Below are 19,060 nucleotides of genomic sequence, written 5' to 3'. Positions count from 1 at the left end.
GGAGTCATCATGTCCACTCTCCCCTTCTGGCTGGCCGAAGCGCTCGCCGCCGAACAGTCCGCGCCCCCCATCCCCCTGGTCGGCAACCACGAGGCCGATATCTGCATCGTCGGCGGCGGCTTTACCGGGCTGTGGAGCGCCATCGCCCTTAAACAGGCCGAGCCACACTTGCGCATCATGGTGCTGGAGAAAGATCGCTGCGGCAGCGGCGCCTCCGGGCGCAACGGCGGCTGTTTGCTCACCTGGTCGGCCAAATACCTGACGTTAAAGCGCCTCTTTGGCGAGCAGCAGGCCGCCTGGCTGGTACAAAGATCCGAGCAGGCGGTGCACGAGATCGCCCGCTTCTGCGAAACACACAACATAGAGGCGCAGCTGAGGGTCGAGGGCACCTGCTACACCGCCACCAGCGAGGCGCAGCGCGGCCTGATGGAGCCGGTATTGCGGGAACTCAAGCAAGCCGACCTTAACCAGTGGCAGGCGATTGAAGAGGGTGAACTGGCAAGCCAGAGCGGCTCCCACGTTCATCTGGAGGGGCTCTACAGCCCCCACGCCGGTTCGGTGCAACCGGCACTGCTGGTGCGCGGCCTGCTGCGGGTAGCGCGGGAGCTGGGGGTCGAGGTTTATGAAGGCTCCCCCATGCAGCGCCTTGAGGCGGGCCAGCCTGCGCGGGTGCAAACGCCGCAAGGTGAGGTGCGTGCCCGCAAGGTGGTGCTGGCCCTCAACAGCGCCATGGTGCAGCACTTTCGCGAGTTTCGCCGCAGTATCGTGCTGGTCTCCTCCGATATGGTGATAACCGACCCCGCGCCGGATGCACTGGCCGCCCAGCAGCTTGAGCACGGCCGCTCCGTGGTGGATGGCCGCACCTTTGTGCATTACTACCGCTCGACCCCGCAAGGGCGGCTGATGCTGGGCAAGGGGGGCAACACCTTCGCCTTTGCCAACCGCCATCTGGCCGAGTTCGATGCGCCGAGCCGTTATCTTGCCCCCCTCACCCGCACCCTGCGCCGCTTCTTTCCGGCGCTCAAGGAGGTGCCCATCGCTGCCAGCTGGTGCGGCGCCTCCGACCGCTCGGTGGATGGCCTCCCCTTCTTCGGCCACTGGCGAGGGCAGCCCAATATCGTCTATGGCCTCGGCTATTCTGGCAACGGGGTGGCGCAGAGCTGGATGGGCGGCCAGATCCTGGCGGCGTTGGTGCACGATGAAGTGCGGGAAGCGGACAAGCCGTGGCGCGACTGCGCGCTGGTCAGCGGCCCGCGCGGCTATTTTCCGCCCGAGCCGTTTCGCTGGCTCGGGGCCATGGCGGTGCGCAACGCCATCCGGCGCAAGGAGCGGGCGGAAGATGAGAACCGTCCGGTGGCCTGGTATGACAAACAGCTGGCCAAACTTGCCGATGCCGCTGGCAAGGCAGACAAGTAAGCGCGGTAATACCAATTCCGCACGCTTCTGCCCCATCTGACTACAACGAGCAAAGCGCCGACCCAAGGGTCGGCGCTTTGCCATTGGCGCCGTCGGCGATCAGCTCCGCGCTGCATCACCCGGATCGGAATACATAGACAAGGCGCGGCACACACGGTGCCCAACCAGCCGCCAATAGCACTGTCTCACCAGCGAAACGAAATCGAGTGACATCATTTCACTTTCGCAACAATCAGGCAGGCACGGCGCAGCCTTGCAGGGATATCGCGCCAGAGAGAACCACGCCGAAGAGCCATGCCGATCAGGACAAAGAGCACCAGCCCACGATGCTTGCACGCGCTTTATCGCCGCCACTTGTCGGCCACCGGTAATTCCGTACCCAGCAGCAGCGCAGGCCTTGCCTGCCACACCTGCTCGGGGTCGGGCTCGGCAATGGCGGCGGCGATCAGCTGCTCGCTCCAGTGGCGGTGCAGCAGCCACATCTGCTGACCGAGATCCCCATCGCTCCGGGTGCACTGCTTGGTGACATCCGCGGTGCGATAGAAGTAGCGCACCAGCGTCGTGAGCTCGGGCTCCGGCCAGCGGCAGCCAAAGTCACGCAGCAGGGATGACCAGAAGTCAATCTGGCCCCGCTCGTGCTGCTGCTCCAGCGCATGCAGCTCGGGGATGAGATCCATCGCATGCCAGAGGGCGCCATAGCCGACAAAGCGGCGCTCCAGCGCCTCCAGTGCCTCGTCGAGCAGCACCAGCGCCTGCGGCCAGCTGGTCGCCTGAATGCGGATCTGCTCCTGCGCCTCGCAGACCGCCGCCAGCCACCCCATGGCGAGGCGGCCGATGATCGCCTCCTTGTTGGGATAGAGGTGGTAGAGCGACTTGATCCCCACCCCCGCCCGATCGGCGATGGCATTGGTGTTAAGGGCCGCAAAGCCCTGCTCCTGCAACAGACTCAGGGTCGCCTCCTCGATGCGGCTGGCCACCGCCTGACTGCGCTGCTGCTTGGGTTGCCGGCGCATGGCAAACACTTGGGGTAACGGCCCCTCGATCACTGACTCCTCTGACATCACTCCTCCCTGTTGTTGGCCCATCGGCAAGGCGCTCTGGCGGTAGATCTTGGTACCTCAGCAAAGCGGGCACTGCGCCCCGCTCGCCACCGATTGATGTGACATGGTAAACAAAACGTTAAATATTTGCAGCAATTGCTGGCGTTTTTTGACCAAGCAGCCATAAAGAGATTGCGAAATGTGCAGTAAACACTGCACAAAACCCGACCCTCAAGGAGATCACTGCATGGATTGCAAGGCACCACACCCCGCCCGTTCCCGCACTTTTTTGCTGCTCGCCCCGCTGCTGGCCGCCACGCTGGCGGGTTGCCAGCAGGGACAGCCGCCCACCGCCGCACGCACCCTTTATCTCAACGGCAAGATCCACACTCAGGATGGTCAGCGCCAGGTGGCAGAGGCCATGGTGGTGAGCGGCGGCCAGTTCCTCTATGTGGGCAACCGGCAGGGGGCCGAGGCGCTCAGTACCCCCGACACCCAGGTGGTCGACTTGCAGGGCAAGATGGTGCTGCCGGGGCTGCACGACAACCATATCCACCTGCTGGGCACGGTGGCGCTCGATATGTGCGATCTCGACGGCAAGCCGGTCGATCTCGGCGAGCTGGCGGCCAAGGTGAAGAGTTGTCTGCCCCGCTACGCCCCCAAGGCTGGCGACTGGCTGGTGATCAACCAGTGGTCTCCCTACGAGGGCAACGCCCCCACCGTCGCTTACAAAACCGTGCTGGCTGCCCTCGATGCTGCCGCTCCCGACAATCCGGTGGTGCTGGCCGGGGTCGATGGCCACGCCAGCGCCTACAACTCGCGGGCACTGGCGCTGGCGACCGATAAAAGCGGCAAACAGGTGGGCTTCACCGCCGCCACCCTGGCGCCGGGCGGCCTCTTTGCCCCCTTCAAACCCTATGTGGATCTCGATAGCGGCGTCATTCGCGAAGGTGCCCGCAGCGCCATCCCCTCCCCCGACAGTGGCCTGCTGAGCGCCCACGACGAGCAGGCGGCGAACCAGTATCGCCAGATCCTGCCCGCCGTCTCGACCCTGATGGCCTCGCGCGGCATCACCAGCATTCAGGATGCCTGCGCCACCGACTTTATCCGCGATCGCCTGCGGGAGATGGAAGAGAAGGGGCTGCTCAATATGCGGGTCACTGCCGCCACCTGTTTTCACGAGGATGACTACAGCGGCAAGCTCGATATCGGCGGCCATCTGGCCAAGGCTAACCGGGTGCGCGACCAGTTTGCCGGCGATCCGCTGATCAAGGCCGATGCGGTCAAGATCTTCCTCGACGGGGTACTGGAGGGGGATCCTTTCAGCACGCCCCCCTTCCTGCCCAACGCCGGCATGCTGACCAACTACCAGACCCCCCACCTCGCCGCGGATCAGGGTGGCGAGCAGGTCACCATCACCGCCAACAGCGAGGATGCCGGCAGCAAGGGGCTGGTCAACTACCGCGCCGCCGATCTGAACCGCTACGTGGGGACGCTCGACAAGGCGGGCTTTAGCATCCACATGCATAGCATCGGCGATCGCACTACCCGCATGGCCCTTGATGCGCTGGAGGCGGCCCGCGCCAGCAACGGCGATCACGGCACTCCCCACACCCTCGCCCATCTGCAAGTGGTGCATCCGGACGATCAGCTGCGGCTCGGCCAGCTTGGCCTCTATCTCACCTTCACCTACGCCTGGACCAACCCCCAGCCCGAATACGACATGCTGGTCACCCCCTTTATTCAGCCGACCCGCAAGGGGCAATCCCTGCACGAGGCGATGTACGATCCCAAGGGGTATCTCAAGCAGGCGCTCTATCCGGTGGCCAGCTCGCGCAAGGCGGGGGCCATTCTGGTGGCTGGCAGCGATGCGCCAGTCGATAGCCGCGATCCGCGCCCCTTCGCCAATATGGCCGCCGGGGTCAACCACGCACCCCAGAGCGGCGATGACTTTCGGGCGAGCCAGCGCATCACCCTCGACCAGATGCTGGATGCCTACACCATCAACGGCGCTCGTGCAGTACGCCAGCAGGCCGTCAGCGGCTCCATCGAAGCAGGCAAATCGGCCGACTTTATCGTGCTGGATCGGGATCTCTACCAGCTGGTCGCCGCCGGCAAACCGGAGCAGCTCGCCGATACCAAGGTCACCCGCACCGTCTTTCGCGGGCAGACGGTCTTTAGCCAATAGGGTTCAGGCGCAATGGCGAGGGTGAGCATCTGGTCAGCGACGATCTGAGCATATGCAGCCAGACCAACGTCTCTTAACAGCAAAATGCCGACCTTTTGGTCGGCATTTTTAGTTCGGGGAGTGATAGCAAGCCCTGATGACAAGGAACGCTCGCAAGGGTCAATAAGCGGGAGCTAATCCGCGTTGGGCTTGGCACTTTACCTCAAATCGGAGGAGCATTGGCAACCAGCATGGTCAGCGGGCTGCCCCAAGCGGAGGCAAGATTGATTCACCAGCGAAACAGCCTCAGTCAACTTGGTTGCAACAGCGTAACAATCTGGAGTTACTCGATTCTGGCCGCAGGCGAAGGCTGTGGCATACTAACCCCCCCGATTGTCCGAACAGGCCTCGCTATTCGGCCCCACGGGTTGCCACGCAGGGCGATGCGTGATTCGTAGGTTGGCGCAGAGCGTAGCGAAGCCCAACAGGCGAACATAATTGAGCCAACCAGAGCGGGATAAACAAAGATGTGACTGTGCCATGAGCATATTTACAGACACATTTCACGGTAAACATTGGGCTTCACTTTGTGAAGCACCAACCTACCTTTTTAGTCCAACATACGAAATAGGTTTTAATCTGGATAAAGAACTCTTTAGATAGGCAGCTCAGCCACATCTACTCCTTGTTCGAGCAATTCATGACGTTGGTATGCTATTTCTAAAAGTAAATCTCGATCATGACTCCCAACAATACATATTACAAACTCCCAACTAGGTGGATAATTAAGTAAAACGACATTCATGCCAGCCTGTTCCAAAAGACTTGACAACATATACGCTGCTTGCCTAGTTTCAGAGAACCAATATCTTCCATGCATCTCAATAGACTGAATAGCTGGAGTATAATAATTTTTAAAAACAATACTTCTAAGGTTGTCTTTATCGATATGCATTTCCACCTCCTAAGTATATCTTACAATATAAAAAACATCTACGACCGCTTACCCTATGCTTTAACAGAATTTATAAGTTTGCTTATTTGTTCGATCCCATCAAATGTAGATGGTAAATTACCATCCTCCGTTACTATCCCTGAGAAGATAACTCTTTCAAATCGCTCCAGAACATTAGCATCTTTGCTTTTTATCTCACTAGCATACACAGAATAACTTTGAATAAATCGGCACAATGTCTTCCTAAGATCGATTTGCAATAATTGTGACTTAACCGATTTATAATTAAAGAGAAGAACCCTAAAGTAATAAATAGATATTGCAACCAATGATATTGTCGGGAAAATAGATAGTAATAGTACATTTTTGATAGTTGATACGTTATCTATATTTACATACAAAAATATAAGCTCAGCTGCTATCGGCAAAACAATAACTACCGATAGCAATCTAAGCCAAAATAATATCCCATCTCGTTCAGCTATTTTCTCTTTTGATAAATCATCAAAGCCTTGATATAACCCTACAAAATTAAAAGCATTTTCATATTTAGATAGAGAAACTTCAATTGCTTTTAATCTTGTTTCTCTTTCACTTAGATCTTTATCCCATTTCTCTTTAAGTTTTATAGCTTTTTCTGAAACAGCATCAAGATTTTTAAGGGTTTCTATTTCGTCACTATTTGCAATAGCTTTAAAAATGCTTATAGGCATTTCACGAATAGTAAATTCAATCTGCTCTTTTGCTGCATGCTCAAATAGTTCAATATTATCAAAAATAAAGCGCTTTGCTCTTTCGAAATCAAAAGACAGGCTACTTTTAGTTGAAAGATATAGCTCAAACAGAAACCTAAAACACATTGAACAAATATCATCTAATTTTTCTTTGTTTAGTTCACCATCATCAGCCAATCTACTAATAAATTGATCCCCTATCCAATCTATATTCATTTGGCAAAATGTATTCCATTCGTCAGGTCTTTTTTCCATACCATTAATAACCAGACGAATAAAACTATTACGTTGGTTTTCGAAATCATCAGAGGGAATCATACCATCTATTTTCTGCCTGAATTTTGCAAGTACAGTTTTGCTCTGATTTGTATCGAATAATTTCATCATAATTCTCACAACTTGTTAAACACTAACATACGTTATTCTATATATCAGTATCCTACGTAGAGTGTCTCGGAAGATATAGTTGTATTATAAAAGCCACTTTAATTCCCCTATAAAAAAGCCGCCCATCGGGCGGCTTTTTATTAGAGATAACGGGCTAAGCAGAATTACCAGCCGGTTACTTCGCGCAGGGCCTTGCCGATATCGGCCAGGGAGCGGACGGTTTTCACGCCAGCATCTTCCAGCGCGGCAAACTTCTCGGCGGCGGTACCCTTGCCACCGGAGATGATGGCGCCAGCATGGCCCATCCGCTTGCCGGGAGGGGCGGTAACACCGGCGATATAGGAGACCACCGGCTTGGTGACGTGGGCCTTGATATAGGCGGCTGCGTCTTCCTCGGCGTTGCCGCCGATCTCGCCGATCATCACGATCGCTTCGGTCTGCGGGTCGTTCTGGAACATCTCCAGAATGTCGATAAAGTTGGAGCCCGGGATGGGGTCGCCACCGATACCGACGCAGGTGGACTGGCCAAAGCCCTCGTCAGTGGTCTGCTTGACCGCTTCGTAGGTCAGGGTGCCGGAGCGGGAGACGATGCCCACCTTGCCCGGTTTGTGAATGTGGCCCGGCATGATGCCAATCTTGCACTCACCCGGGGTGATCACACCCGGGCAGTTGGGGCCGATCATCCGCACGCCGGTCTCTTGCAGCTTCACTTTGACGTCCAGCATATCCAGCGTCGGGATGCCTTCGGTGATGGTGACGATGAGCTTAATGCCCGCGTCGATCGCTTCCAGGATCGCGTCCTTGCAGAACGGTGCCGGCACATAGATGACGGTGGCGGTGGCGCCGGTCGCTTCGACTGCGTCACGGACGGTGTTGAACACCGGCAGGCCCAGATGGGTGGTGCCGCCCTTACCCGGGGAGACGCCGCCAACCAGCTGGGTGCCGTAGGAGAGCGCCTGCTCGGAGTGGAAAGTACCCTGACCGCCGGTAAAGCCCTGGCAGATGACTCGGGTGTCCTTGTTGATCAGTACGCTCATCAGTTGGCCTCCGCTGCTTTGACGACTTGCTGCGCGGCATCGGTCAGACTCTTGGCCGCAATGATGTTGAGGCCGCTCTCGGCCAGCTTGATACCACCCAGCTCGGCGTTGTTGCCTTCCAGACGGACCACGACGGGCACCTTGACCCCCACTTCCTTGACCGCACCGATAATGCCTTCCGCGATCATGTCGCAGCGCACGATGCCGCCAAAGATGTTGACCAGCACCGCTTTGACGTTGCTGTCGGAGAGGATGATCTTGAACGCCTCGGTCACCCGCTCTTTGGTGGCGCCGCCGCCGACGTCAAGGAAGTTGGCCGGCTTGCCGCCGTGCAGGTTGACGATATCCATGGTGCCCATGGCCAGACCCGCGCCGTTGACCATGCAGCCGATGTTGCCATCGAGGGCCACATAGTTGAGCTCCCACTGGGCGGCGTGCGCTTCGCGGGGGTCATCCTGTGACGGGTCGTGCATTTCGCGCAGCTTGGGCTGACGGTACAGCGCGTTGGCGTCGATGTTGATCTTGCCATCCAGGCAGTGCAGGTTGCCCTGCGCGGTGATCACCAGCGGGTTGATCTCCAGCAGCGCGAAGTCGCAGTCGAGGAACATCTGGCCCAGACCCATGAAGATCTTGGTGAACTGTTTGATCTGATCGCCGACCAGACCCAGTTTGAAGGCCAGCTCGCGCGCCTGATAGGGCTGCGGGCCAACCAGCGGATCCAGGGTGGCCTTGTGGATCAGATGGGGGGTTTCGTGGGCGATCTTCTCGATGTCCACGCCACCTTCGGTCGAGGCCATGAAGACCACGCGACGGGAGCCACGGTCAACCACGGCGCCCAGGTAGAGCTCTTTGGCGATGTCGGTGCAGGATTCAACCAGGATCTTGGTGACCGGCTGGCCGTTGGCGTCAGTCTGGTAGGTCACCAGATTCTTGCCCAGCCAGTTCTGGGCGAAGGCACGGATCTCATCCTTGCTCTTGGCCACTTTCACGCCGCCCGCTTTACCGCGGCCACCGGCGTGTACCTGGCATTTGACGACCCAGGTATTGCCGCCAATCTTGTCGGCCGCTTCGGCCGCTTCCTGCGGGGTAGCACAGGCATAACCTTCGGAGACCGGCAGGCCATACTCGGCAAACAGCTGTTTTGCCTGATATTCATGCAGATTCATAGATGCTCTATCCGTGTTGTAGGTATTTCCGTCCGGGGCTCGTGTTTCTCAATCCCCTGTGAGTGGGGGCCTCGGGGGCCCCTCGTTATCTTTCAGTTGGTTGCTCAGACGTCCAGCAGCAGGCGGGTCGGATCTTCCAGCAGCTCCTTGACGGAGACCAGGAAGCCTACCGATTCGCGCCCGTCGATGAGACGGTGATCGTAGGAGAGGGCCAGGTACATCATCGGCAGGATCTCGACCTTGCCGTCAACGGCCATCGGGCGATCCTGGATCTTGTGCATGCCCAGAATGGCGCTCTGGGGCGGGTTGATGATCGGGGTGGACATCAGGGAGCCGAACACACCACCGTTGGTGATGGTGAAGTTGCCGCCAGTCAGCTCATCCACGGTCAGTTTACCGTCGCGGCCCTTGCCGGCCAGATCCTTGATGGCCTTCTCGATGTCGGCCAGGCTCATGTTGTCGCAGTCGCGCAGCACAGGCGTCACCAGACCACGAGGGGTGGAGACGGCGATGCTGACGTCGAAGTAGTTGTGGTAGACGATGTCGTCACCATCCAGCCCGGCGTTCACTTCCGGATAGCGCTTGAGGGACTCCACCACCGCCTTCACGTAGAAGGACATGAAGCCGAGCTTGATGCCGTGCTTCTTCTCGAAGATCTCGCCGTACTGCTTGCGCAGATCCATGATGGGCTTCATGTTGACCTCGTTGAAGGTGGTCAGCATGGCGGTGGTGTTTTTCGCTTCCAGCAGACGCTCGGCAATGCGCTTGCGCAGACGGGTCATCGGCACCCGCTTCTCGCTGCGACCGGCCAGCGCGGCAACCGGCGCGACCGGGGCCGCAGCCACCGGAGCGGCTGCGGCAGGCTTGCTCAGCGCCTTGATGTAGGCTTCCACATCATCCTTGGTGATGCGACCGCCCTTGCCGGTGCCGGTCAGCTTGGCCACGTCGATGTCGTGCTCGCCAATCAGACGACGCACGGAGGGGCTCAGGCCATCGGCGCCATCATCGGCAACCGCTTCGGCCGGCTTCTCTTTGGTCTCTTCACCGGCCACGGCAGCCGCCTTGATGGTGGCGATCAGCTGGCGGGAGAGGACGGTCGCCCCCTCTGTCTGCAGGATGTCGCCCAGCACGCCAGCTTGCGGTGCCGGCACTTCCAGCACCACTTTGTCGGTTTCGATGTCGACCAGCACTTCATCACGGGCAACCAGATCACCCGGCTTCTTGTGCCAGGTGGCAATGGTGGCATCCGCCACTGATTCCGGCAGGTCCGGTACCTTGATCTCGATAGTCATCTAATCAGTTCCTTGTTACTTCTTGTTCAGGGCTTAGGCCAGAGTAAGGGCATCTTCCACCAAGGCTTTCTGCTGCTTGGCGTGGACGGACATGTAACCAACCGCCGGTGAGGCGGACGCCGGACGACCGGCATAACGCAGGGTGGCTCCGGTCGGCAGCACGTCATCGTAGTTGTGACGGGTGCAGTACCAGGCGCCCTGGTTTTGCGGCTCTTCCTGACACCAGACAAAATCGGTGACGTGGCTGTAATCGGCCAGAATGGCGCGCACTTCCTCTTCCGGGAAGGGGTAGAGCTGTTCGATCCGCACGATCGCCACATCCTTCTGCTCCGCCTTGCGACGGGCTTCGAGCAGGTCGTAATAGACCTTGCCGGAACAGAAAACCACTCGTTTGACCGCTTTCGGATCCAGCGCGTCGATCTCGCCAATGGCGTTCTGGAAGGTACCTTCCGCCAGATCTTCGAGCTTGCTCACCGCCAGCGGATGGCGCAGCAGGGATTTGGGCGTCATCACGATAAGCGGACGGCGCATCGGGCGCACGACCTGACGGCGCAGCATGTGGAATACCTGAGCCGGGGTTGAGGGTACGCACACCTGCATGTTGTGCTGGGCGCACATCTGCAGATAACGCTCCAGACGGGCGGAGGAGTGCTCCGGCCCCTGCCCCTCGTAACCGTGCGGCAGCAGCATGGTCAGGCCGCACATCCGGCCCCACTTCTGCTCACCGGAGGAGAGGAACTGGTCGACCACCACCTGAGCGCAGTTGGCGAAGTCACCGAACTGGGCTTCCCAGATGGTGAGGCCGGCCGGCTCGGCGCTGGCGTAGCCATATTCAAAGGCCAGTACCGCGTTCTCGGTCAGTACCGAGTCGTAAATCTCGAACGGACCCTGCTCGTCGTGCAGGTTGCACAGCGGGGTGTAGGTGCTGGCATCGGTCTGGTTGTGCAGCACGGCGTGGCGGTGGAAGAAGGTGCCACGGCCGGAGTCTTCACCGGTAAAGCGGATGCGGGAACCCTTGTCCACCAGAGTGGCGTAGGCCAGGGTCTCGGCAAAGCCCCAATCCACCAGCTTCTCGCCCGCAGCCATCAGACGGCGGTCTTCGTAAATCTTCTCGACCTGACGCTGCAGCACATGGGTAGCCGGATACTGGCTCACCCGCTCGCCGAGGGCTTTGAGGTGATCCATCGGCACTGTGCTGTCATAGGCCATGTTCCAGTCGTGGCCAAGATAGGGTGTCCAGTCGACGGAGTGCAGCTCCATCGGCCGCCACTCCTTGCTCACCCGCTCGCCGCGATCCAGCGCTTCGCGATACTCGTTGACCAGCGTCGTCGCCTGCTCCTGGGCAATGCTCCCCTCGGCCACCAGCTGATCGGCGTAGATCTTGCGCGGGGTCGGGTGCTGCTTGATCTTCTGGTACATCAAGGGCTGGGTCGCGTTCGGCTCATCGGCCTCGTTGTGGCCATGACGACGGTAGCAAACCAGCTCGATCACCACGTCGCGCTTGAAGGTGTTGCGATAATCCAGCGCAATCTGGGTCACCAGCACCACAGCTTCCGGATCGTCACCGTTGACGTGCAGCACCGGCGCCTGCACCGCCTTGGCGATGTCGGTGCAATATTCGGTGGAGCGCAGGTCACGGTGATAGGAGGTTGTGAAACCGACCTGGTTGTTGATGACGATGCGCACCGTCCCGCCCACGCCATAGGCTCGGGTCAGAGACATGTTGAAGGTTTCGGCCACCACGCCCTGACCGGCCATGGCCGAGTCACCGTGGATGGTGATGGGCAGCACGCTGGAGCCATCCTTGTCACCGCGACGATCCATCCGGGCACGGACCGAGCCGATGACCACAGGGTTGACTATCTCGAGGTGAGACGGGTTGAAGGCGAGCGCCAGATGGACGTTGCCGCCCGGGGTGGCGAAGTCGGAGGAGAAGCCCATGTGGTACTTCACGTCGCCCGTGCCCCAGGATTCGCCGTGCTTGCCGGCAAACTCGTCGAACAGGTCCTGAGCACGTTTGCCCAGCACGTTGATCAGTACGTTGAGACGACCGCGGTGGGCCATGCCGATAACGGCCTCTTTGCAGCCCTGCTCACCGGCGCGACGGATCAGCTCTTTCAGCATGGGGATCATGGCGTCGCCACCTTCCAGCGAGAAGCGCTTGGCCCCCGGGAACTTGGCGCCCAGATATTTTTCCAGCCCTTCGGCGGCGGTCAGGTTGTCGAGGAAGCGGGTCTTCTCTTCGAGGGTGTAGCTCCCCTTACCTTCAATGGATTCGAGACGCTGTTGCAGCCAGCGCTTCTCCTCGGTCGAGGTGAGGTGCATGTAGTCGGCGCCGATGGAGCCGCAATAGGTCTTCTTCAGCGAGGCGTAGAGATCGGAGAGCACCATGGTCTCGCGACCGATGGCGTAGGAGCCCACATTGAAGGTAGCCTCCATGTCTGCACCCTGCAGGTTGTGGAATGCAGGATCCAGTTCGGCGACGGTATCGCGCTGCCACAGACCGAGCGGGTCCAGATTGGCATTCTGGTGACCACGGAAACGGAACGCGTTGATCAGTTGCAGCACCCGCACCTGCTTGGCATCCACTTGCGGATCGGAGACAGGCGCGCTGTAACGGGAGGGATCCTTGGCCAGACGACGGAAATAATCGCGGACCTGGGAGTGGGGTTGTTCAACCGCATGGCCATTGACCTGGGGCAGCTCGCTAAACAGGCTGCGCCACTCATCGGATACGGAGTCAGGATTTTCCAGGAAGGATTCGTACAAATCCTCAATGTAGCTTGCATTCGCACCAGCCAGGTGAGATGACTCCAACCAGGCCTTCATCACGCCGTTATGCATTTCTATCCCTTGTACTTCTTGTTACTGCTACGCAGCTTGTAGGGTTCAAACAGCCATCCTGCCACGGGTGGGATGGCTGTCCGGAAGCAGGGCCGACCTTGGCCGGCCCGAATACTAAACAGCCCGATTGAGCAACATCGACTTGATCTGGCCAATCGCCTTGGTCGGGTTCAAGCCTTTCGGACAGACGTTCACGCAGTTCATGATGCCGTGGCAACGGAACACGCTGAAGGCGTCATCCAGATTACCCAGTCGCTCGGTGGTCGCGGTATCGCGGCTGTCAGCCAGCCAGCGGTAGGCGGCAAGCAGCCCGGCCGGACCGATGAACTTGTCGGGGTTCCACCAGAAGGAGGGGCACGAAGTGGAGCAGCAGGCACAGAGAATGCACTCGTACAGGCCATCCAGCTTGGCGCGCTCTTCGGGGGATTGCAGGTGCTCACGCACGGGCGGCAATTTGTCTTCATTGATGAGGAAGGGTTTGACCTTCTCCCACTGGGTGTAGAACTGGGTCATGTCGATCACCAGATCCCGGATCACCGGCAGGCCGGGCAAGGGGCGGATAACCACGTTATTGCCCTTCTTCAGCAGATCGGAAAGCGGGGTGATGCAGGCAAGACCGTTCTTGCCATTCATGTTGATGCCGTCAGATCCACAGACCCCTTCGCGGCAGGAGCGGCGGAAGGCGAGTGTGGGATCCAGCTCTTTCAACTGGATCAGTGCATCGAGCACCATCATGTCGGAACCTTCAGGAATATCAAGACGATATTCCTTCATATGGGGGACGTTATCAACATCCGGATTGTATCTGTAGACAGAGAAAGTGACGTTCATAGGGCTGGCTCCGCAATCAGTAAGTCCGGACCTTGGGCGGGAACGCCTCACGGGTCTTGGGTGACATGTTGACAGCGCGACGGGTCATGGACTCGGTGTCCGGATGATAGAGGCTGTGGCACAGCCAGTTCTCATCGTCGCGATCCGGGAAGTCGAAGCGGCAGTGAGCACCGCGACTCTCGGTACGGAAGTTGGCGGCAACCGCCGTGGCAAACGCCGTCTCCATCAGGTTGTCCAGCTCCAGACACTCGATGCGCTGGGTGTTGAACTCTTTGGAGGTGTCATCCAGACGGGCTGACTTGAGGCGCTCGCGGATAACCTTGAGCTCGGCCAGCCCTTCTGCCATCGCCGCACCTTCGCGAAATACGGAGAAGTTGTTCTGCATGCAGCGCTGCAGGTCTTTGCGGATCTGCACCGGGTCTTCGCCGCTGCGGGTATTTTCCCAGCGGTTGAAGCGGGCCAGTGCAGCATCCAGATCCGACTCGGAGGCATCGCGGCCGTGATCCATCTCGCCCAGGGTGTTGACCAGATGCATGCCGGCAGCGCGGCCGAACACCACCAGATCCAGCAGGGAGTTGCCGCCCAGACGGTTGGCACCATGTACGGAGACGCAGGCAATTTCGCCCACCGCAAACAGACCGACCACCGGCACGTCGTTGCCGTTCTTGTCCTGGGTCAGGCACTGGCCATTCACGTTGGTCGGCACGCCGCCCATCATGTAGTGGCAGGTCGGGATAATCGGGATCGGCTCTTTGACCGGGTCCACGTGGGCGAAGGTGCGAGAGAGCTCGCAGATGCCCGGCAGACGGGATTCCAGCACCTCTTTACCGAGGTGATCCAGCTTGAGCTTGATGTGCGGGCCCCAGGGACCGTCGCAGCCACGCCCTTCGCGGATCTCGATCATGATGGAGCGAGCCACCACATCGCGACCGGCCAGATCCTTGGCGTTCGGGGCATAACGCTCCATGAAGCGCTCGCCATCTTTATTGAGCAGATAACCGCCTTCACCGCGGCAACCTTCAGTCACCAGCACCCCTGCCCCGGCGATGCCGGTCGGGTGGAACTGCCACATCTCCATGTCCTGCACGCCGACCCCGGCGCGCAGCGCCATGCCGACACCGTCACCGGTGTTGATGTGGGCGTTGGTGGTGGACTGGTAGATGCGACCGGCACCGCCGGTGGCCAGCACGGTGGCCTTGGCCTTGAAGTAGACGACTTCGCCGCTCTCCATGTCGATGGCGGTACAACCCACCACGTGGCCATCCTGGTTCTTCACCAGATCCAGCGCATACCACTCGGAGAAGACGGTGGTCTTGTTCTTGACGTTCTGCTGATAGAGGGTGTGCAGCAGGGCGTGGCCGGTACGGTCGGCCGCAGCCGCGGTACGGGCAGCCTGCTCGCCACCGAAATTCTTGGACTGACCGCCAAACGGACGCTGGTAGACAGTGCCGTTGTCGAAACGGGAGAAGGGCAAGCCCATGTTCTCCAGCTCATAGATGGCTTCGGGGCCGGTCTTGCACATGTACTCGATGGCTTCCTGATCACCGATGTAATCGGAGCCTTTTACGGTGTCATACATGTGCCACTGCCAGTTGTCGTCGTGGGCATTGCCCAGCGCAACCGTGATGCCGCCCTGGGCGGAGACAGTGTGAGAACGGGTCGGGAAGACCTTGGACAACAGAGCGCAGCTCTTGCCGGACTGGGCAATCTGCAGCGCGGCGCGCATGCCGGCACCACCGGCACCAATCACGACCGCATCAAATTCACGAGTTGGAATAGTCACCTTACACACCCCACAGCACGACGAAACCCGTCATCAGATAGACAAACAGCACCACGACCAGCGCGAACTGCAGCGCACCGCGCAATCCCACTGGCTTGATATAGTCGGTCAGCACCTGCCACAGACCGATCCAGGCATGGATCAGTACGCACAGCAGAGCCAACAGGGTGAAGACCTTGGTGAAGGTGTTGGCGAAAAAGCCGGTCCACACCTCGTAGGTGATGTCGTTGAACGCGACAAAACCGACCAGATAGAGGACATAACAGCTCATGATGAGGGCGGTGGCGCGGATCAGGATGTAATCGTGTACGCCGCTGCGCCCGAAGGTTGCAGAATTGGTTACCATACAAGCACTCCCGCCAATACTGCCAGAACCGCGGTGATCACGAAGGCCACACGGGCGCTCTGATTGCCGGATTCCAGCTCTTCCCAATAGCCCATATCCATGACCAGATGACGCAAGCCGCCCACAATGTGGTATGCCAGCGCAGTCAGGATCCCCCACAGCACGAGTTTGACCAGGAAGTTGTCCATGATGGCAACCACGGTTTCAAACCCTTCGGGAGAGGCGAGTGAAGTACCAAGCATCCACAGCAAGATGCCCAGTGCAACAAAGGTGATTACCCCTGATACACGGTGCAGGATGGATGCAATGGCAGTGACAGGAAAGCTGATCGTCTGTAGGTCGAGGTTGACCGGTCTCTGTTTCTTTTTCACGCTTGCCCACTCAGCTCCATTGAGCACGTTAGTTATTGTTTTAACTCGTTTCTGAGGGCACGGGATGGTGATTGTTGGTTATTTGTTACCAAAACACTCTGAAAAAGCCAAAAATCCGGTTTTCGGTTTCACATCAGGCTTTGCCAAAGCGTTTCAAACACCCGCAGCCATGACCCACGTGGCGCAGTATATCGGCGGGCTTAACCGAAGACAATCAAATAGCTACAAAGAAAACACAAAACCGCAAACCTGATCGCATATTTTATTTAACATTTAATTAATGGCCATCCAGCAAAATTGACATTGATAGGGAACTCTGTTTCAAATAAGGCGCTCCAGCCACCTCGGTATGGGTAACAACCTTTGCCAGCGTCATAAAAGTCGTAATAGAGTAGGACTGGAACCAAATTATAAAGAGCAAAGGAGACGTGCTATGGCTGATAAGATAGCCACCCTACACCTGCCCGGGAAAGATCCGGTCGAATTGCCGATCCTCTCCGGAACAGTCGGACCGGATGTCATTGATGTCAGAAAACTGGGTGCACAAGGGTATTTCACCTTTGACCCGGGCTTCATGGCGACCGGTTCTTGCAAGTCCGCCATTACCTATATCGACGGGGATCAGGGTGTCTTGCTGCACCGTGGTTACCCCATCGCCCAGTTGGCCAAAGAGTCCAACTACCTCGAAGTCTGCTACATCCTGCTCTACGGCGAGGCGCCGACCAAGGCCCAGTTCGCCGAATTCCAGCGCACCGTAACCCGTCACACCATGGTGCACGAGCAGATCGCCTTCTTCTTCCGCGGCTTCCGTCGTGACTCCCACCCCATGGCCATCATGTGTGGCGTGGTGGGTGCCCTCTCCGCTTTCTATCACGACGCCCTCGATATCAATAACGAACAGCATCGCGAGATCTGCGCCTTCCGCCTGCTCTCCAAGATGCCGACCCTGGCCGCCATGTGCTTCAAGTACTCCATCGGCCAGCCGTTCATGCAACCGCGCAACGCCCTCTCCTACGCCGGCAACTTCCTGCACATGATGTTTGCGGTGCCGACCGAAGAGTACAAGGTCAACCCGGTGGTTGAGCGCGCCATGGATCGCATCTTCACCCTGCACGCTGATCACGAGCAGAACGCCTCTACCTCGACCGTTCGTCTGGCTGGCTCCTCCGGTGCCAACCCGTTTGCCTGTATCGCGGCCGGTATCGCCTCCCTGTGGGGCCCGGCTCACGGTGGTGCCAACGAGGCCTGCCTGCGCATGCTGGAGGAGATCGGCTCGGTGGATCGCATCCCCGAATACATCGCCCGCGCCAAGGACAAGAACGACTCGTTCCGTCTGATGGGCTTCGGTCACCGGGTCTACAAGAACTACGACCCCCGTGCCCAGGTGATGCGCGAGACCTGCCACGAGGTGCTCAAGGAGCTGCAGATCAAGGATCCGCTGCTCGACGTCGCCATGGAGCTGGAGCGCATTGCGCTCTCCGACCCCTACTTCGTCGACAAGAAGCTCTACCCGAACGTGGACTTCTACTCCGGCATCATCATGAAGGCGATCGGCATCCCGATGAACATGTTCACCGTGATCTTCGCCATCTCCCGCACCATCGGCTGGATCGCCCACTGGAACGAGTTCCACTCCGATCCGGATGGCAAGATCGGTCGTCCGCGCCAGCTCTACATCGGTGAGCCGCTGCGCAAGTTCGTCCCGATCGACGAGCGCTAAGCGCTTGAGTCGACATGGTTTGTTACAAAGGCGGTCATTGACCGCCTTTTTATTTGTCGCTCTAATGCCCCTTTCAATTCGAAGGAGTCCACCATGAAACCTCTGCTTGTCAGCGCCGCCCTGCTGCTCACCGCCTGTCAGGGCACCACGGCCCCACAGGGTGAGACCCTCTACATCAACAGCCAGCTGGTCGATTGTGTCGGGGTCGGGCCGATGCAGTGCATGCAGGTGCGCAGCGACGAGCAGCAACCCTGGACGCTGTTCTACCAAAACATTGAAGGCTTTCAGTTCGAGCCGGGCTACCGGTATCAGCTCACCGTGAGCAAGGAGCAGCTCACCAACGTGCCAGCGGATGCCCCTTCCTTGCGCTACCAGCTGATCAAGGTGGTCAGCAAGGTCGCCAGCAAGTAACGGCAGGATCAAAAACGGGGGATGGCGCAGGCCATCCCCCGTTTGTTATCTCACATGAGTGACTATCGCGGCGGCAACGCCATATGGAGCAAGGGATAGGGTTTACCCTGGCCATCCAGCGGCGAGCGGCCCGTCACGGCGAACCCCATCTTTTGGTAGAAGCCCACCGCCTGCTCATTCTGCTCGTTGACGTCAACCAGCGTCGCGCCGCACTGGCTGATGGCATGTTCCACCAGCCGGCGACCCACGCCACTGCCGCGCACCGCCGGCGCCACAAACAGCATCTCTATCTTGCCATCGCATAGCCCGCAAAAACCGGCAATGCGCCCCTCCTCCGTCCGGGCACAGTGCAGTGTTACCGCATCGAAGTAGTGCTCCAGAATAAGCGGTTTGAGCGCGAGGATCTCGGCCTCGGGCAGGAAGTGGTGGGTCGCCCGCACCGAGGCCTCCCACAGCGCGATCAGAGCCGGATAATCGGCCCGCGTTACAGTATCAATCTTCATCAATGACTCTTTGTTGCAGCCCGCAGGATGGTTATGGCCTCCCCGCGGGCCAATCTG

The 19,060-nt window shown here is 58.7% G+C and carries 17 protein-coding genes; 5 read left to right on the top strand and 12 right to left on the bottom strand.

The features are described from left to right. The first annotated feature begins 9 nt into the window (after positions 1-9). On the top strand, positions 10-1,416 hold the full coding sequence (locus NOM67_RS02240) for an FAD-dependent oxidoreductase (RefSeq protein ID WP_255933548.1): 1,407 nt from the start codon (positions 10-12) through the stop codon (positions 1,414-1,416). 341 nt (positions 1,417-1,757) lie between these two features. Here NOM67_RS02240 and NOM67_RS02235 read toward each other — a convergent pair whose 3' ends face one another. Continuing rightward, positions 1,758-2,477, bottom strand: a complete 720-nt coding sequence (locus tag NOM67_RS02235) for a TetR/AcrR family transcriptional regulator (protein ID WP_255933547.1) — start codon at positions 2,475-2,477, stop codon at positions 1,758-1,760. 226 nt (positions 2,478-2,703) lie between these two features. Between NOM67_RS02235 and NOM67_RS02230 the strand changes: the two genes are divergently transcribed. Next, complete coding sequence (locus NOM67_RS02230; RefSeq protein WP_255933546.1) at positions 2,704-4,644, top strand: amidohydrolase; 1,941 nt, start codon at positions 2,704-2,706, stop codon at positions 4,642-4,644. A gap of 634 nt (positions 4,645-5,278) precedes the next feature. Here NOM67_RS02230 and NOM67_RS02225 read toward each other — a convergent pair. The 10 genes from NOM67_RS02225 to sdhC form a co-directional block, all read right to left on the bottom strand. Continuing rightward, entirely contained in the window at positions 5,279-5,578 is a 300-nt protein-coding gene (locus NOM67_RS02225) for a hypothetical protein (RefSeq protein WP_156852941.1), read from the bottom strand. Positions 5,579-5,631: 53 nt separating this feature from the next. Next, positions 5,632-6,696 carry a hypothetical protein gene (locus NOM67_RS02220; protein WP_255933545.1) on the bottom strand — a complete coding sequence of 355 codons (1,065 nt, stop codon included), beginning with the start codon at positions 6,694-6,696 and terminating at the stop codon, positions 5,632-5,634. 167 nt (positions 6,697-6,863) lie between these two features. Next, a complete protein-coding gene (gene sucD / locus NOM67_RS02215) occupies positions 6,864-7,736 on the bottom strand; it encodes a succinate--CoA ligase subunit alpha (RefSeq protein WP_005346088.1) in 873 nt (290 codons plus the stop codon). After that, a complete protein-coding gene (sucC, locus tag NOM67_RS02210; RefSeq protein WP_005346090.1) occupies positions 7,736-8,902 on the bottom strand; it encodes an ADP-forming succinate--CoA ligase subunit beta in 1,167 nt (388 codons plus the stop codon). The genes sucD and sucC overlap by 1 nt, the downstream gene beginning before the upstream one ends. A 104-nt stretch (positions 8,903-9,006) precedes the next feature. After that, on the bottom strand, positions 9,007-10,194 hold the full coding sequence (odhB, locus tag NOM67_RS02205; protein ID WP_255933536.1) for a 2-oxoglutarate dehydrogenase complex dihydrolipoyllysine-residue succinyltransferase: 1,188 nt from the start codon (positions 10,192-10,194) through the stop codon (positions 9,007-9,009). A gap of 33 nt (positions 10,195-10,227) precedes the next feature. Next, positions 10,228-13,038 (bottom strand): 2-oxoglutarate dehydrogenase E1 component, encoded by a 2,811-nt coding sequence (gene sucA / locus NOM67_RS02200; protein WP_033116132.1) that lies wholly within the window; start codon positions 13,036-13,038, stop codon positions 10,228-10,230. A 114-nt stretch (positions 13,039-13,152) separates the two neighbouring features. Next, the gene (locus NOM67_RS02195) at positions 13,153-13,869 is read right to left on the bottom strand and encodes a succinate dehydrogenase iron-sulfur subunit (RefSeq protein ID WP_041210304.1); all 717 of its coding nucleotides are present in this window, start codon (positions 13,867-13,869) and stop codon (positions 13,153-13,155) included. Positions 13,870-13,885: 16 nt separating this feature from the next. Further along, the gene (gene sdhA / locus NOM67_RS02190; RefSeq protein ID WP_124242847.1) at positions 13,886-15,652 is read right to left on the bottom strand and encodes a succinate dehydrogenase flavoprotein subunit; all 1,767 of its coding nucleotides are present in this window, start codon (positions 15,650-15,652) and stop codon (positions 13,886-13,888) included. 1 nt (position 15,653) lies between these two features. Next, complete coding sequence (sdhD, locus tag NOM67_RS02185; protein ID WP_041210306.1) at positions 15,654-15,998, bottom strand: succinate dehydrogenase, hydrophobic membrane anchor protein; 345 nt, start codon at positions 15,996-15,998, stop codon at positions 15,654-15,656. Continuing rightward, entirely contained in the window at positions 15,992-16,369 is a 378-nt protein-coding gene (gene sdhC / locus NOM67_RS02180) for a succinate dehydrogenase cytochrome b556 subunit (protein ID WP_041210307.1), read from the bottom strand. The genes sdhD and sdhC overlap by 7 nt, the downstream gene beginning before the upstream one ends. A gap of 64 nt (positions 16,370-16,433) precedes the next feature. Here sdhC and NOM67_RS02175 point away from each other — a divergent pair, with 64 nt between their 5' ends. The 3 genes from NOM67_RS02175 (at position 16,434) to NOM67_RS02165 (ending at position 18,500) form a co-directional block, all read left to right on the top strand. Further along, complete coding sequence (locus tag NOM67_RS02175) at positions 16,434-16,622, top strand: hypothetical protein (protein ID WP_124242845.1); 189 nt, start codon at positions 16,434-16,436, stop codon at positions 16,620-16,622. Between the two features lie 180 nt (positions 16,623-16,802). After that, positions 16,803-18,089: a citrate synthase gene (locus tag NOM67_RS02170; RefSeq protein WP_033116137.1), complete on the top strand. Its 1,287-nt coding sequence runs from the start codon at positions 16,803-16,805 to the stop codon at positions 18,087-18,089. 93 nt (positions 18,090-18,182) lie between these two features. Next, a complete protein-coding gene (locus NOM67_RS02165; protein WP_182925581.1) occupies positions 18,183-18,500 on the top strand; it encodes a DUF4377 domain-containing protein in 318 nt (105 codons plus the stop codon). 62 nt (positions 18,501-18,562) lie between these two features. Here the strand turns inward: NOM67_RS02165 and NOM67_RS02160 are convergent, their stop codons facing one another. Continuing rightward, positions 18,563-19,003 carry an acetyltransferase gene (locus tag NOM67_RS02160; RefSeq protein ID WP_043852114.1) on the bottom strand — a complete coding sequence of 147 codons (441 nt, stop codon included), beginning with the start codon at positions 19,001-19,003 and terminating at the stop codon, positions 18,563-18,565. Between the last annotated feature and the right edge of the window lie 57 nt (positions 19,004-19,060).

Source organism: Aeromonas sp. SG16, from assembly GCF_024436135.1.
In the GTDB taxonomy this organism is placed as follows: domain Bacteria; phylum Pseudomonadota; class Gammaproteobacteria; order Enterobacterales; family Aeromonadaceae; genus Aeromonas; species Aeromonas jandaei.
The sequence above is the reverse complement of the archived record's forward strand: the minus strand, read 5'-3'. Positions and strand labels throughout refer to the sequence as shown.

What these genes read in the sequence shown, in the direction of transcription:
- NOM67_RS02225 (WP_156852941.1), bottom strand. Translation starts at nt 5,578, where the DNA reads ATGCATATCGATAAAGACAACCTTAGAAGTATTGTTTTTAAAAATTAT.
- NOM67_RS02220 (WP_255933545.1), bottom strand. Translation starts at nt 6,696, where the DNA reads ATGAAATTATTCGATACAAATCAGAGCAAAACTGTACTTGCAAAATTC.
- sucA (WP_033116132.1), bottom strand. Translation starts at nt 13,038, where the DNA reads ATGCATAACGGCGTGATGAAGGCCTGGTTGGAGTCATCTCACCTGGCT.
- sucD (WP_005346088.1), bottom strand. Translation starts at nt 7,736, where the DNA reads ATGAGCGTACTGATCAACAAGGACACCCGAGTCATCTGCCAGGGCTTT.
- NOM67_RS02235 (WP_255933547.1), bottom strand. Translation starts at nt 2,477, where the DNA reads ATGTCAGAGGAGTCAGTGATCGAGGGGCCGTTACCCCAAGTGTTTGCC.
- NOM67_RS02240 (WP_255933548.1), top strand. Translation starts at nt 10, where the DNA reads ATGTCCACTCTCCCCTTCTGGCTGGCCGAAGCGCTCGCCGCCGAACAG.
- NOM67_RS02160 (WP_043852114.1), bottom strand. Translation starts at nt 19,003, where the DNA reads ATGAAGATTGATACTGTAACGCGGGCCGATTATCCGGCTCTGATCGCG.
- NOM67_RS02165 (WP_182925581.1), top strand. Translation starts at nt 18,183, where the DNA reads ATGAAACCTCTGCTTGTCAGCGCCGCCCTGCTGCTCACCGCCTGTCAG.
- sucC (WP_005346090.1), bottom strand. Translation starts at nt 8,902, where the DNA reads ATGAATCTGCATGAATATCAGGCAAAACAGCTGTTTGCCGAGTATGGC.
- odhB (WP_255933536.1), bottom strand. Translation starts at nt 10,194, where the DNA reads ATGACTATCGAGATCAAGGTACCGGACCTGCCGGAATCAGTGGCGGAT.
- sdhD (WP_041210306.1), bottom strand. Translation starts at nt 15,998, where the DNA reads ATGGTAACCAATTCTGCAACCTTCGGGCGCAGCGGCGTACACGATTAC.
- NOM67_RS02170 (WP_033116137.1), top strand. Translation starts at nt 16,803, where the DNA reads ATGGCTGATAAGATAGCCACCCTACACCTGCCCGGGAAAGATCCGGTC.
- NOM67_RS02230 (WP_255933546.1), top strand. Translation starts at nt 2,704, where the DNA reads ATGGATTGCAAGGCACCACACCCCGCCCGTTCCCGCACTTTTTTGCTG.
- NOM67_RS02175 (WP_124242845.1), top strand. Translation starts at nt 16,434, where the DNA reads ATGGTGATTGTTGGTTATTTGTTACCAAAACACTCTGAAAAAGCCAAA.
- NOM67_RS02195 (WP_041210304.1), bottom strand. Translation starts at nt 13,869, where the DNA reads ATGAACGTCACTTTCTCTGTCTACAGATACAATCCGGATGTTGATAAC.